Origin of the sequence: Luteolibacter sp. AS25 (assembly GCF_046736275.1) — a bacterium.
GTDB lineage: Bacteria > Verrucomicrobiota > Verrucomicrobiia > Verrucomicrobiales > Akkermansiaceae > Luteolibacter.
The window spans coordinates 75,390-89,257 of sequence record NZ_CP151837.1; the positions used below are offsets into that span (position 1 = coordinate 75,390).

General features: G+C 54.2%; 11 protein-coding genes. 8 read left to right on the plus strand and 3 right to left on the minus strand.

Annotated features, from left to right (window positions below):
- Positions 1 to 79: 79 nt before the first annotated feature.
- Entirely contained in the window at positions 80 to 1,222 is a 1,143-nt protein-coding gene (locus AAGA79_RS00340) for an efflux RND transporter periplasmic adaptor subunit (RefSeq protein ID WP_411826793.1), read from the plus strand.
- 7 nt (positions 1,223 to 1,229) lie between these two features.
- Positions 1,230 to 4,355, plus strand: a complete 3,126-nt coding sequence (locus AAGA79_RS00345) for an efflux RND transporter permease subunit (RefSeq protein ID WP_411826794.1) — start codon at positions 1,230 to 1,232, stop codon at positions 4,353 to 4,355.
- On the opposite strand, the gene AAGA79_RS00350 is transcribed toward AAGA79_RS00345, so the two are convergent.
- The gene (locus AAGA79_RS00350) at positions 4,352 to 4,750 is read right to left on the minus strand and encodes an NINE protein (RefSeq protein ID WP_411826795.1); all 399 of its coding nucleotides are present in this window, start codon (positions 4,748 to 4,750) and stop codon (positions 4,352 to 4,354) included. The genes AAGA79_RS00345 and AAGA79_RS00350 overlap by 4 nt on opposite strands.
- A gap of 216 nt (positions 4,751 to 4,966) precedes the next feature.
- Between AAGA79_RS00350 and zwf the strand changes: the two genes are divergently transcribed.
- The 3 genes from zwf to AAGA79_RS00365 all read left to right on the plus strand — a co-directional run bounded on the left by zwf (position 4,967) and on the right by AAGA79_RS00365 (position 8,925).
- Complete coding sequence (zwf, locus tag AAGA79_RS00355; protein ID WP_411826796.1) at positions 4,967 to 6,499, plus strand: glucose-6-phosphate dehydrogenase; 1,533 nt, start codon at positions 4,967 to 4,969, stop codon at positions 6,497 to 6,499.
- 4 nt (positions 6,500 to 6,503) lie between these two features.
- On the plus strand, positions 6,504 to 7,601 hold the full coding sequence (locus tag AAGA79_RS00360; protein WP_411826797.1) for a glucose-6-phosphate dehydrogenase assembly protein OpcA: 1,098 nt from the start codon (positions 6,504 to 6,506) through the stop codon (positions 7,599 to 7,601).
- Positions 7,602 to 7,701: 100 nt separating this feature from the next.
- On the plus strand, positions 7,702 to 8,925 hold the full coding sequence (locus AAGA79_RS00365) for a saccharopine dehydrogenase family protein (RefSeq protein WP_411826798.1): 1,224 nt from the start codon (positions 7,702 to 7,704) through the stop codon (positions 8,923 to 8,925).
- Positions 8,926 to 9,007: 82 nt separating this feature from the next.
- On the opposite strand, the gene AAGA79_RS00370 is transcribed toward AAGA79_RS00365, so the two are convergent.
- Both AAGA79_RS00370 and dnaN read right to left on the minus strand, forming a co-directional pair.
- The gene (locus tag AAGA79_RS00370) at positions 9,008 to 9,718 is read right to left on the minus strand and encodes a YebC/PmpR family DNA-binding transcriptional regulator (RefSeq protein WP_411826799.1); all 711 of its coding nucleotides are present in this window, start codon (positions 9,716 to 9,718) and stop codon (positions 9,008 to 9,010) included.
- A gap of 11 nt (positions 9,719 to 9,729) precedes the next feature.
- Complete coding sequence (gene dnaN / locus AAGA79_RS00375; RefSeq protein ID WP_411826800.1) at positions 9,730 to 10,827, minus strand: DNA polymerase III subunit beta; 1,098 nt, start codon at positions 10,825 to 10,827, stop codon at positions 9,730 to 9,732.
- A gap of 225 nt (positions 10,828 to 11,052) precedes the next feature.
- On the opposite strand from dnaN, the gene AAGA79_RS00380 reads away from it, so the two are divergent.
- The 3 genes from AAGA79_RS00380 (at position 11,053) to AAGA79_RS00390 (ending at position 13,791) form a co-directional block, all read left to right on the plus strand.
- Positions 11,053 to 11,628 (plus strand): DUF6580 family putative transport protein, encoded by a 576-nt coding sequence (locus AAGA79_RS00380; protein WP_411826801.1) that lies wholly within the window; start codon positions 11,053 to 11,055, stop codon positions 11,626 to 11,628.
- Between the two features lie 65 nt (positions 11,629 to 11,693).
- Positions 11,694 to 12,752: a pyruvate dehydrogenase (acetyl-transferring) E1 component subunit alpha gene (pdhA, locus tag AAGA79_RS00385; protein WP_411826802.1), complete on the plus strand. Its 1,059-nt coding sequence runs from the start codon at positions 11,694 to 11,696 to the stop codon at positions 12,750 to 12,752.
- 40 nt (positions 12,753 to 12,792) lie between these two features.
- A complete protein-coding gene (locus AAGA79_RS00390; RefSeq protein ID WP_411826803.1) occupies positions 12,793 to 13,791 on the plus strand; it encodes an alpha-ketoacid dehydrogenase subunit beta in 999 nt (332 codons plus the stop codon).
- The last annotated feature ends 77 nt before the right edge of the window (positions 13,792 to 13,868 follow it).

Sequence of the window (13,868 nt, forward strand, 5' to 3'; positions counted from 1 at the left end):
ATCACAATTCTAACAGATACCCACGTTGAAGCCGTATTCCTTAGAGCCTGCATTATCTTCCGTCTGGAAGAAGATTTACTTGGTCCATCCCATATTGATCGCGGCACTCGCGATTCCAGCTTGTGAGAAGCCAGAAGCCACTACTCCACCTCCGCCGATCGTGGAAGTTATGGAGATCGTCACCTCGGAGGTTCCGCTATCAGCTACTTTGATTGGTCAGCTGGATTCACCACAGAACGTTGAAATCCGCGCGCGGGTGGAAGGTTTCGTAGACAAAACTCCATTCACGGAAGGATCGGAAGTAAAGGAAGGTGACCTGCTTTTCGAACTCGATAAGAAACCTTACCTCGAAAAGCTAGCGGCCGCACAGGGTTCGCTCAATGAGGCAAAAGCTGCTCTCAACAAGTATGAGAAGGATGTGAACCGCCTGCGGCCACTGGCCGAAAAGAGGGCGATTCCCCAGCAGGATCTCGACAACGCCCTGGCATCCGTGGATGTAGGAAAAGCAGGTGTTTCCACGGCCCAGGCCCAGCTCCAATCCGCTCAATTTGACCTCGATTACTGCGATATTCACGCACCCATCACCGGTTTGATCGGAGCTGCCAGCGTATCCATCGGCGAGCTGGTTGGAAAAGGTGAGCCCACCTTGCTCGCAACCATGTCCACGCTCGATCCGATCTGGTTCTACTGCAATGTCAGCGAGGTGGAGTATTTGAACGCCGAGAGAAAGGGCCGCAAAACCGGCTCCGACATCGAGGCTCTCCCGCTTACGCTTACACTTTCGAACGGAACCGTGCACGAGGAGGAAGGCCACTTCGTCTTCATCGACCGTGCTGTGGATACGAAAACTGGAACTCTCCGGATTCGTGCGGAGTTTGCCAACGGGGAAAAAGTCCTGCGCCCCGGCATGTTCGCCCGTGTCTCGGTAAATCTGGGCACTCTGAAGGATAGCATCGAAATTCCCGAGAGAGCCTTGGTTGAACTTCAGGGGAAAAACTTTGTCTGGGTAATCAGCTCGGAAGGGACCGCCAGCCAGCGGCCCGTTACCGTGGGTGAACAAACGGATTCGAAATACGTGATCCTCGATGGCCTGGAGCCGGGCGAGAGCATCGTGGTGGAGGGACTTCAGAAAGTGCACGAAGGCTCGGCGGTCACGGCAATGACCTCCGAACAGATGGCAGCCATGCAAGCCGGCAAAGGCCCGAAACCCGCCACCAAATAACGATCCCATGGCTGAATTTTTCATACGTCGCCCCATTGTCGCGATGGTCATCTCCATCGTGATCGTGATCGTTGGCTTGGTCTCGCTCTCACAACTACCGATTTCGGAATACCCGAACGTTTCCCCGACACTTATTCAGGCGAAGACCACCTATCGTGGCGCTGCGGCGGAGGCTGTCATGGAATCCGTGGCCACTCCCATCGAGTCCAAGGTAAACGGGGTGGACAAGCTGCTCTACATGCAGTCCTACAACTCGAATGACGGCAGCATGACGCTCAACGTCACCTTCGATATCGGAACGGATGTGGATATCATGCAGGTTAATACGCAGAACCGCGTAGGCCAGGCTGAAGCGCAACTTCCGGAAGCTGTGAAGACCGAGGGGGTGGTCGTCAATCGCTCCAGCCCGGACATCCTGATGGCGATCGGACTCTCCTCGCCGAAGGGAACCTATGATGGCGTTTTTCTTGGGAATTACGCGGATATCAATCTCGTCGATCAGATCAAGCGTGTCTCCGGCGTGGGTGATGTGAAAAACTTCACCGCGCAGGACTATTCCATGCGTATTTGGCTGGATCCTGAAAAACTGGCAATACTGGGAGTCACCCCGCAGGATGTTTACAGTGCGATCAAAGAGCAGAACGCCCAGTCACCCGCCGGTTCCATCGGTGCGGAGCCGGCGCCACCGGGGCAGGAAAGCCAATACAACGTCCGCGCATTGGGTCTTCTGAAAGATCCAGAGGAGTTCCAGGAAATCATCGTCCGCTCCAGTTCAGACGGTTCGCAGGTCAAAATCAAAGACATCGGCAGGGTAGAGCTCGGTGCGCAAACCTACGCACTCCGCGCCCGGCTGAACCAGGCACCGGCGGGTGCGCTCGGTGTTTATCTGGCGCCCGGAGCCAACGCGATTGAAACGGCCAACAACGTCAAAGCGATCCTGGAAGAGGCGAAGCTACGTTTCCCTCCTGATATGGAATACCAGATCACCCTGGATTCCACCTTGCCGATTACCGCGTCGATGGAGGCCATCGTCCATACGCTTTTCGAGGCGGTTGTTCTGGTTCTGATTGTTGTCTTCATTTTCCTCCAGAGTTTCCGTGCAACGATCATTCCGATGCTCACGGTTCCGGTAGGTCTTCTCGGGGTTTTCATCGCATTCCCTTTGCTCGGCTTTAGCGTCAACACACTCACGATGTTCGGCCTCGTTCTGGCCATCGGTATTGTGGTCGACGATGCCATCGTCGTGGTAGAAGCAGTTCAACATCATATCGAGCACGGGAAGTCCCCGGTCGAGGCTACGAAGGCTGCCATGAAAGAGGTCTCCGGACCCATTGTTGCGATCTCCTTGGTTCTCTGCGCGGTGTTCGTCCCGGTGGCATTCATGGGTGGTGTTACAGGTATTCTCTACCAGCAGTTCGCCATCACCATCGCGGTATCGGTAATTTTCTCCACGATCAATGCCCTTACGCTTAGCCCGGCGCTCGCCGCGATGCTCCTGCGGAAACCCACTCCGGGAAAAGGGCCGATTGCCTGGTTTTTCAGGAAATTCAATACGTTCTTTGATTGGATCACACGCACCTACGGAGGGATCGTCGGTCGTCTCACCGGCAAGGCTACTTTTGCCATGCTGATTCTTGTGGCAGTGGTCGGTGCGATCTGGGGTCTCGGGAAATTTGTTCCCGGAGGCTTCATTCCGGATGAGGACAAAGGTTACCTCTTCGTTGCCATCGAGCTCCCGGAAGGGGCTTCCCTCCAGCGTTCCGATGCAATTCTCGAACAGGTGGAAGCCATTGTGAACAATACCGAAGGCGTGGACTCCGCCCTCGCGCTCTCCGGGTTCAATATTCTCAACGGACTCAATGTTCCGAACGCCGCGATGATGTTCATCGGGCTTGAAAGCTGGGAAGAGCGCGCCACTCCGGAGCTGGCCGCTCAAGCAATAGCGGATGAGTGGAACAAGAAATTCTACGCCATCCCCGGCGCTCGGGTATTCGCCTTCGGGCCACCCGCATTGCCTGGTTACGGAAGTGTTTCCGGCTTCACCATGCAGCTTCAGGATCGGTCTGGCGGCAGCGTGGAGCAACTCTCCGGCTACGTGAACGATGTCATCGCAAAATGTGAGGAGCGCCCGGAAATCGGCCGTGTTTCCACAACTTTCCAGCCGAATACCCCGCAGGTTAAAATCGAGCTCGATCGTGAAAAAGCACGCACTCTGGGAGTGCCGGTCGATAGTGTTTTCCAGACTCTCCAAGCCTATCTCAGCGGACTCTACGTGAACGATTTCGTGAAATTCGGGCGGGTCTATAAGGTGTTTCTCCAGGCGGAACCGGAATTCACGAGCAAGCCGGATGATATCGGGAAATTCTTCGTCCGTAACAACGATGGGGAAATGATTCCTCTCAGCACACTGGTGAAAACCTCGAAAATGTCGGGGCCGAACTTCGCTACCCGTTTCAATCTCTACCGCTCTGCGGAAATGATGGGGGCTCCAGCAGCGGGCTACAGCTCTGCCCAGGCACTTGCGGCGATGGAAGAGGTTATGGCAACGATGCCCTCAAACGTGGCTTATGAGTGGTCAGGACTCACGCTTCAGGAGAAAAAGTCCGAAGGCCAGGCGGGTCTTATCTTCGGGATGGCGATCATCTTCGTATTCCTGCTTCTGGCAGCTCAATATGAGAGCTGGTCACTCCCGTTCGCGGTTCTTCTCTCAGTCCCGACCGTGATTCTCGGCACGCTCACCGGGCTTCTTTTGCGGGATTTCGAGATGAACGTATACGCCCAGGTTGGCTTGGTGATGCTCATCGGTCTGGCTGCGAAAAATGCGATTCTGATCATCGAGTTCGCGAAGATGAAACGGGAAGAAGGCATGCCTACGCTTCAAGCTGCCCTTGAGGCCGCCAAGCTCAGGCTTCGCCCGATTCTGATGACCTCCTTTGCCTTCATCCTCGGTTGTGTACCGCTGATGTTGGCCAGCGGTTCAGGTGCGGCATCCCGCAGCACCATGGGCACAGGTGTGGTATTCGGGATGACGATCTCCACAATGATCGGCCTTTTCCTCATCCCGGTCTGCTACGTTTTCGTTCAGAAATTCTCTGATAAGAGAGAAGCGAAGAAAGCTGCGGCAATATCCTAAATCCTGTTTCTGGCATCCACCTGCTCATTGAGAGTGCAGAAATCGTATAGCCAGCCGAATCCGAATAATCCTCCGGTAAGTAGCCAGAGGATGCCGGTGCCTACTTTCCCGAGGTAGAACCGGTGGATTCCGAAAATCCCCAGAAATAGCTGCAGCACCCACGCCAATGAGTAGTCGAACGGTCCGGCGGTAAAGCGGCCGGCGGCTTGCCTTTCCATGGATGGAATAAGGAAAAGGTCCACAATCCATCCGATGAAAAAAAGGCCACCCGTGAGAAGCCAGATCACTCCGGTGACCGGTTTTCCGTAATAGAAGCGGTGCATCCCGGCGAATCCGAAGACCCACATAAGATAGCCGATTCCCGTGCTATGAGTTTTTTCACTGGCAGTAGACATGGCGGAAAGATGACCCGAAATGCGCTCCGAGCGACCCGAAATCAGGAAAATTATCGGAACCCGCCGGCGCCGTGGAATTTGTCTGATTCATTGCTACCCCTTGTGCCCGCAGGGGAATGGAAGATCCCATGCATTCCTTCCATGAATGTCTTTACTCTCTCGTCACCTGATTTGACTTTTCCTATAGCCCGGCTCAGTTGATGCTCCGCCCGAGTTATGAATAATCCTTTCCGTGAAGACCTTGTCTCCCGCAACAGACCAGAGCCGTGCACCGTTGTTATCTTCGGCGCCACAGGCGATCTCACGCATCGCAAGCTGATCCCCGCGCTCTACAATCTCGCTGTCGATGGCGAGCTTCCTACCGGCGTGAACATCGTCGGTTTCGCCCGTCGTGATAAGGCTGATGATGAGTTCCGCGCCGGTCTCGAGGAGCTGAACAAGAAAGTTTCCCGCAGCGGCCACGACGAGGAAATCTGGGGAAAATTTATCGAGAGCGTTACCTACCACCAGTCCGAATTTACAGACGAGGACGGCTACGCGTCCCTCGCGAAACGCTTGGACGAAATCGATGCCGCCCGCGGTGGAAACGGCAATCGCCTATTTTACGTGGCTTCCGCACCGGAATTTTTCGATGACATTCTACTGAACCTCAAGGGCGCAGGCCTGAACGAGGCGAAGGAAGGCTGCTGGTCCCGGGTTATCGTTGAGAAACCTTTCGGAACAGACCTTGCCACTGCGAAACATCTGAACGAAGTGGTGAACCAGACTTTCCATGAGAGCGATACTTACCGGATCGACCATTACCTCGGGAAAGAGACCGCTCAGAACCTAATGGTGCTGCGGTTCGCAAACGCCATTTTCGAGCCACTCTGGAACCGGAAATACATCAGTCACATCCAGATCACCTGCGCGGAAAACCTGGGCATGGAAGGTGGCCGCGGCGGCTATTACGAGAAATCCGGAGCACTGCGCGACATGGTTCAGAACCATCTTTTGCAACTCCTGAGCCTGGTGGCGATGGAGCCGCCGACGGATCTCTCCGCCGATGGTGTCCGCGATGAAAAGGTGAAAGTCATCCGCTCTCTCCGCCAGTGGGATACTCCTGAGAAAGTCGCTGAAAACGTTATCCGCGGTCAATACACCGCCGGTCACGTCGATGGCAATGCCGTCCCGGGTTACCGCGAGGAAGACCGTGTTTCCCCGACTTCCGAGACCGAATCCTATGTGGCTGTCCGTCTGATGATCGATACCTGGCGCTGGAGCGACGTCCCATTCTACATCCGTATGGGCAAACGCCTTCCGAAGAAATCCACAGAGATTTCCATCCATTTCAAAGACGCTCCATCCGTGCTCTTCAGCGCGCTTCCCGGTGGCGTCCCGGGCGGAAACGTCCTCGTCATCCGCATCCAGCCGGATGAGGGAATTTCACTCCGCATGGTATCCAAGATCCCGGGCACCAGCCTCCGACTTGAGCCGGTGAAAATGGATTTCCATTACTCCACCAGCTTCGGAAAGGGCAGCCCTGAAGCCTACGAGCGCCTCATTCTTGATGCAATGGCAGGAGACGCCACACTCTTCGCCCGCCGCGATGAGGTGGAGGAAGCCTGGCGCTTTATCGATCACATCGAGCGCGCCTGGCATGAGTCCGACAACAAGCCACCGATGGCCGAGTTTGTAGCCGGATCCTGGGGTCCCAAGGAAGCGGACGAGATGATCAAGAAGGATGGTAACGCGTGGCGCAGGCTTTGATAACATGGATACCGAAAATATTATGACATCCACTGTTCCAGACATTTGCCCCGAGTTAGGCACCGAAGTAGCCATTTCAGATATCGATAAGGAGCTGCACAAGCTCTGGGAGCAAGACGAGGCGCGCACCAATGCCTCTCTGATGAACCTGGTGGTTTATACAGAGAAGCGTGGCGGTCTCCTTGAGAACTCACGTATCATCAATAACCTTACCCGTGAGAATGCCTGCCGGGCGATTCTCGTAGAAATAGATCGCGAGCCGGATCCCAGCCTCCGTGCATGGATTACCGCGCACTGCCATCTATCCCACGGGGCTAAATCAGTCTGCTGCGAGCAGATTTCCTTCCTCCTTACCGGCCGCGTTCCAGGGCGTTTCCGCAATACAGTTTTCGCCCATCTCAATTCCGATCTCCCGCTGACCTTCTGGTGGCAGGGGGAGCTCTCCGATGTGTTCACGGAGCGTCTTGCAAGCGTCATGGATCGCCTGATCGTCGATAGCTCCGCATGGGAAAGCGTCCATGAAAGTTTTAGTCGCATCCACGAAGCGGTCGAGGGTAACACCTCACTGATCGTACAAGATCTCGCATGGACACGCTGCTGGCATGTCCGGTCGGGTATCGCAGGCCTCTTCGATGATGTCGCCGCGATGACTATTCTCGGAGAGCTGGAATCCGTGAAAATCAGGTTCAACAAACAGAACCGGAACACTGCCTTGCAATTGCTGGCGTGGCTATCGGTTCAGGCTGGCTGGAAGCTCACCGGTGATTTCGTTTTCGCGACGAAAGAGGGCCGCGAAATCAAAGCTGAAATGGTAGCCGAGGATTCAGGTCCACCACTCGGTCTTGTGGAACTTCGCTCGGAAAACGGCGTGGTCCGTATCGAACATCAGAACGATTCGCCCTACCTTCTCCGGGAGATTGTTTCAGGTGAATACCACGTTAGTTCTCTTTCACCTGCGGATTCGGAATGCTCCGAAGAGCTGGTGGCAGTGCAACTTTCCCGAGGCGGAAAGAACTCACTTTTCCTCAAAATTCTGCCGACCTTCCTGCAGCTGATCGGACGCGAATGCCCTACCTGCGGGACTTCGCTGATCGGGAAATAGGTTTTTCCCGGGTGGAATAGATTCGGGTTTTCTCCTGCGAAAACCTTGCCATTTCCCGCCAGTCACTGCTGACTTGGCGCGCAATCTTTCCACTCAACATATGCACAAAGTTCTTATTATCGGAGCCGGCGGAGTCGGCAGCGTAGTCGCTCACAAATGCGCCATGCTTCCTGAAGTATTCGGCGAAATCACACTAGCCTCCCGCACACTTTCCAAGTGCGTTGCCATCGCGGAATCCGTGAAGGAAAAGGTCGGTCGGGAAATCGCATTCGCCAAGGTGGATGCGGATAATTCCGACGAGACTGCCGAACTCATCAAAAAAACAGGAGCAAGCCTCCTCATCAACGTAGCCCTTCCATATCAGGATCTCAATCTGATGGATGCATGCCTTAAGGCAGGTATCGATTATATGGATACCGCGAACTACGAGCCACTCGATGTAGCGAAGTTCGAATACTCCTGGCAATGGGCGTATCAGCAGAAATTCGAGGAAGCCGGTCTCTCTGCTCTTCTTGGCTCCGGTTTTGATCCGGGTGTGACGAATATTTTTACCGCATACGCGCTGAAGCATTATTTCGATGAAATCCACACACTCGATATCATCGATGTGAACGGTGGTGATCACGGCCGCGCTTTTGCCACTAACTTCAACCCGGAGATCAACATCCGCGAGGTTACCGCAGAGTGCCGCCACTGGGAAGAAGGCCAGTTTGTGGAGACAGCTCCAATGTCGAAGCACCAGACCTTCACCTGCCCGCAGGAAGTCGGCACCTACGAGATCTACCGTATGTATCACGAAGAGTTGGAATCGCTGGTAAAACATATTCCCACCATCAAGCGCGCGCAGTTCTGGATGTCCTTCTCACAGAACTATCTCAAGCACCTTGAGGTTCTCGAAAATGTGGGTATGACCCGCATCGACGAAGTGGAATACAACGGCGTGAAAATCGTGCCGCTCCAGTTCCTCAAAGCTGTGCTTCCGAATCCTGGAGATCTCGGTGAAACAACCAAGGGCCGCACCTGTATTGGAAACGTCATCACCGGCGTCAAAGATGGCCAGCCGAAGGCGATCTATATCTACAACATCTGCGATCACGAAAAATGTTTTGCGGAAGTAGGCTCACAGGCGATTTCCTACACCACTGGCGTTCCAGCGATGATCGGCGCGAAACAGCTCCTCACCGGTGGCTGGAGCAAGCCGGGTGTCTGGAATATGGAGCAACACGATCCGGATAGCTTCATGGAGGACCTCAATCAGAATGGCCTTCCGTGGCAGGTCATCGAGCTCACTCCCGAGCAAGCTGCCAGCTTCTCTGTGGCTTAAATGGAAAATGCGGTCATTTCGATGAAATGGCCGCAAGTCTGAATCACAAGGGTCGCCCACAATTGCGGGCGGCCGTTTTTGTTTATGCAAGGTTCGTAAAGAGCGTCTGCACGTCATCGTCTTCTTCGATCTTGTCGATCAGCGATTGAACTTCTTCGAGCTGAGCCTCGTTTAGCTCGATTGGCTGGGTTGGAATCCGCTCCAATCCGGAGGTGCCGATTTCAATCCCCATGCCTTCAATGGCTTCAGTCAAAGTATTGAAAGCAGTGTAATCACCGATAACGGTCACGGTATCCTCGTCAACCATGAGTTCTTCAAGTCCGGCGTCGATCAGTTCCAGCTCGATTTCGTCCATTTCTTTCCCTTCAGGGACGGGGAATTCGATGACCGCTTTCCGCTCAAACATAAAGATCAGAGAGCCGCTTGGCGCAATGTCTCCGCCATTTTTCCCGAGGATGACCTTAAGATTGCCTACCGAGCGATTGGTATTGTCCGTTGCGCATTCCACGAAAAACAGGGAGCCATGTGGTCCTTTTGCTTCGTAGGCGACTTCCGTGATATCTGTAGCATCGCTTCCGGACGCACGGCTGATAGCTGCTTCAATTTTATCCTTGGGAAGGTTTGCCGCCTTCGCGTTCTGAATCGCAACCCTGAGAGGTGCGTTGGAATCGACCTCAGGTCCTCCGTTTTTCGCGGCGATCGTGATGGAACGTGCCAGCTTCGGGAAAAGCTTGGACATAGCTGCCCAGCGGGTTTCCTTGGCTCTTCTTCTGCATTCGAATGCTCTTCCCATCGTATCAAAAATCAGTTGGTGACGCGCATCGGCATGAGCACGTAGAGGAATGATCCGTCGATGCGGAGAACGCCGGGACTCATTTCATCGATGAGATCGAGATAAACGTTTTCCGTATCTAGCGCCTGAAGGGGAGCCTGAAGGAATGCCGGATTGAAGGCGATCTGCATGTCCGGGCCAGTGTAACCAACTTCGATGGTTTCCTGTGCTTCACCGACATCCGGTGAGTTCGCGGTTACTTCGATTTGGTTTTCCGAGAAAACGAGTTTCACGGAGTTTGATTTATCGGAAGAGAGAAGTGAAACACGGCGCACGGTTTCGAGGAGTGCTTCGCGGGAGATGGTTACGCGCTCATTGCTGTCACCCGGGATTACCTGGCGGTAGTTCGGGTAGTTTCCTTCGATCAGCTTGCTGGCGAGGAATGTATCACCAACGGTGAAGGAAATCTGACTGTCGCTGAGTTTTACCTCAACCTCGCCGGAGTCACCGAGGAGGCGCTGGATTTCACTGACTGCCTTGGAAGGGATGATGACATCTGTTTCGTGGGAGGCAGGGAACTCAAGGTCCATATCCGCCATTGCGAGACGGCGGCCGTCTGTAGCCACGAGGGCGAGTTTACCTTCGCGGAATGAAGCGAAGATACCGTTGAGAACGTAGCGGGTCTCATCGGTGGAGATCGCGAAAGATGTTTTCTTGAGGCCGTTTTTGAATTCCTGTTGTGGGATTTTGAAGCTCTTGGCTTCCGCGAAATCGGGAAGGGGAGGGAACTCGGAATCGCTGAGGCCGATGATTTTGAAAGTGGATGGTCCGCTCTTGATCGTCGCGTAATTCTTGGAATCAACGGTGACTTCTACCTCACTGGACGGGAGTTCCTTGACGATGCTCACCAAGCGCTTGGCCGGTAGTGTGGTTGCGCCTTCCTGGGTAACGGTGGCTTCCACGGAGCCTGTAATGCCGACATCAAGGTCAGTGGTGGTGAATACCAGACGGTTTTCTTTAGCTACTAGGAGAACATTTGAAAGGATAGGCAGAGTCGTGCGTGAGCTGACCACGTGCTGAACCTTTTGCAAACCTTCCAGGAAAACGTCTTTGGAAATACTGAACTTCATATGAGGAATCGCACACTCGTGCGTAGGGGGAGTTTCCGCGTTCACCTCATATTGGCAAGCCTTCAGTCAGGGCAATCGCAAGTTATTTAGGCTGTTACCACTACATGTGGTATAGCTCGGAGAAATAGCCACATTTTCCAGCACACTGGATTTTTCACCTTCCGAAAATGATACAGGAAAAATTTCCCCTCGCCCCAAGCACGTTCCAGCGAGTAGTTTTCCCGCATGAACCGCCATCTACCTCTGGTGCTTATTGTAGCATTGCTCATCGTTTTCCGCATCGTCGGTAGCGCGATGCCTGAATCATTCCCGAATTTCCAACCGCTTGCCGCGTTATTTTTCTGTGGTGCGGTCATGTTGAGCGGTTGGCGTTCATGGGCGATCCCACTCGCGGCCTGGCTGGTAACCTATCCCGCCCCGGCCCTCATCGAGGGGAACGGCAGTTATCTTTCCCCAATGGTGGTTTTTTCCACAGGTTGCGCGTTCGCAGTCGTCTACCTTCTCGGAAAATCTATTTCGGGCGCAAAATTCGGCACACTCATTCTCGGTTCCGTGGGAGCTGCTCTCGCTTTCCATCTTATTACCAACGGCCTCGCCTGGATCGGCAGCCCGATGTATGCGAAAAATCTCGAGGGTTTCTGGCAATCTGTTTGGGCCGGTCCGCTCGGCAGCACCATCCCTTCATGGGTTTTTCTTAGAAATATGACAGTTGCGAACGTTATCTTCACTGCCATCCTACTTTCGGCCCGTTTCTCGCTTCCAGCACTTCAGAAGGATACGCAACACGCGCCTGCCAGATAAATCTTGCCGGAAATACCGCCAGCTTTTACTCAATAAACGATTTTTCCCCATAAAACCGCTGACCTATGTCTGAACTTAATTTCGCCAACTCGCCAATCAATCAATCCCTCACCCCTGAGAGAAAGATCGAGCTATATACTCAGATGGTTCGCATCCGTCGCTTCGAGCAGGCCTCACTGAAGCAATACGCCGGTGGTAAAATGGGCGGCTTCCTTCATCTCTACATCGGCCAGGAAGCGGTAGCAGTCGGCACGATTTCGCTCGGCGGAGCGGACGATCATTTCATCACCGCCTATCGCGATCACGGCCACGCGCTCGCAGTGGGCATGGGGATGAATGAGTGCATGGCGGAAATGTATGGCAAGCAGACCGGTTGCTCCAAAGGCAAGGGCGGCTCGATGCACTTTTTCGCTCCCGATAAGAATTTCTGGGGAGGCCACGGCATTGTCGGTGGGCAGACGCCCCTCGGTCTCGGCCTCGCTTACGCTGTGAAATATCAGGGGAAAAAGGGCTGCTGCATGTGCTACCTCGGTGATGGCGCGGTAAACCAGGGCGCCTTCCATGAGTCCCTCAACATCGCGGCTCTTTTTGGTATCCCGGTAATCTACATCATTGAAAACAACGGCTACTCCATGGGTACCTCGCAGAAGCGGTCATCCTCATACCAGGGTTGCCTCGCACAGCGTGCAGAAGGCTATGATATCGAGTGGGACGTGGTTGATGGATCCGATATCTACGAAGTCCGCGCCAAAACACAGATCGCAGTCGAGCGCGCCCACAATGAAAGCAAGCCGACGGTTCTCGAGATCGATACGTACCGCTACTACGGCCACAGCATCGCCGATGCGAACCACAAGAAATACCGCACTCCCGAGGAAATCCAGAACTACAAGGACAACCACGACCCGATCTCCGTCTTCGAGCGCAAGCTTCTCGCCGAGGGCGTGCTGTCCGAAGAGCAGGCGAAGGAAATCAACAAATCCGCCCAGGAAGAGGCTGCTGCTTCGGTGAAATTCGCCGAGGAATCACCTGCTCCGACCATCGCGGACATCTCCACCGATGTTTATTGGGAAACCGATAACGATACCGAAGCCTCGAAAATCGGTCATCACTTCTTCTCATAATTTCATCCCAACTTTTTACTAAACTTTTTCCCAGAAAATCATGCGCACACTTTCCTACCGTGAAGCCCTCCGCGAAGCCATGGACGAAGAACTCGCCCGCGACGAAAACGTCGTGATCATGGGTGAGGAAGTCGCCGAATATAACGGCGCTTACAAAGTCACCGAAGGCCTCTGGAAGAAATGGGGAGACAAACGAATTGTTGATACCCCGATTTCGGAAGCAGGTTTCATCGGCATGGGCGTAGGTGCCTCCATGCTCGGCATCCGTCCGGTGATGGAGCTCATGTTCTGGTCCTTCCATTCCGTCGCCTTTGACCAATTGGTAAACAACGCGGCCAATGTCCGCTACATGTCCGGTGGCCTTTGCAGCTGCCCGATCGTAGTTCGTGGTCCTGCCAATGGCGGAACCAACGTCGGCGCCACCCACTCCCACATTCCGGAAGGACTTTTCGCTGCCTTCCCCGGCCTGAAAGTCTGCTCCCCGGCCACTCCTGCGGATGCCAAGGGACTCATGAAAGCCGCGATCCGCGACAATGACCCTGTCTATGTCATGGAAAACACCATCCTTTACGGAATGAAGGGTGAGGTTCCTGATCCTGAGGACGGCGATTTCGTGATCCCTCTCGGGAAAGCGGACATCAAGCGTGAAGGTACCGATATTTCCCTCATCGCGCACGGTCGCTCAGTTCTCCAGGCTCTCGAAGCTGCTGAAACGCTCCAGTCAGAGCATGGCATCAACGCGGAGGTTCTCGATCTCCGCTCCATCCGCCCGCTTGATGTGGATGCGATTCTCGCAACTGTAGCGAAGACCCACCGCGTGGTTCTCGTCGATGAGTCCAAGCCCTTCGGAGGTGTATCCGCCATGGTTTCCCACCTCATCCAGGAGCACGCATTCGATGAGCTCGATGCACCGATCAAGCGCGTCTGCACCATTGATGCACCGGCCATCTACTCCAAGCACATCGAAAACGAGCAACTTCCGAATCCACGCCGTATTGTGGAGAAGGTGCTCACCATGAAAATTCCTGCCTCGAAGTAAGTTCAGGACCAGGTGTTCGATTTTCAGAAAGGCCGGGGATTAAACTCCCCGGCCTTTTCTATTGGTAGAAGATCCGG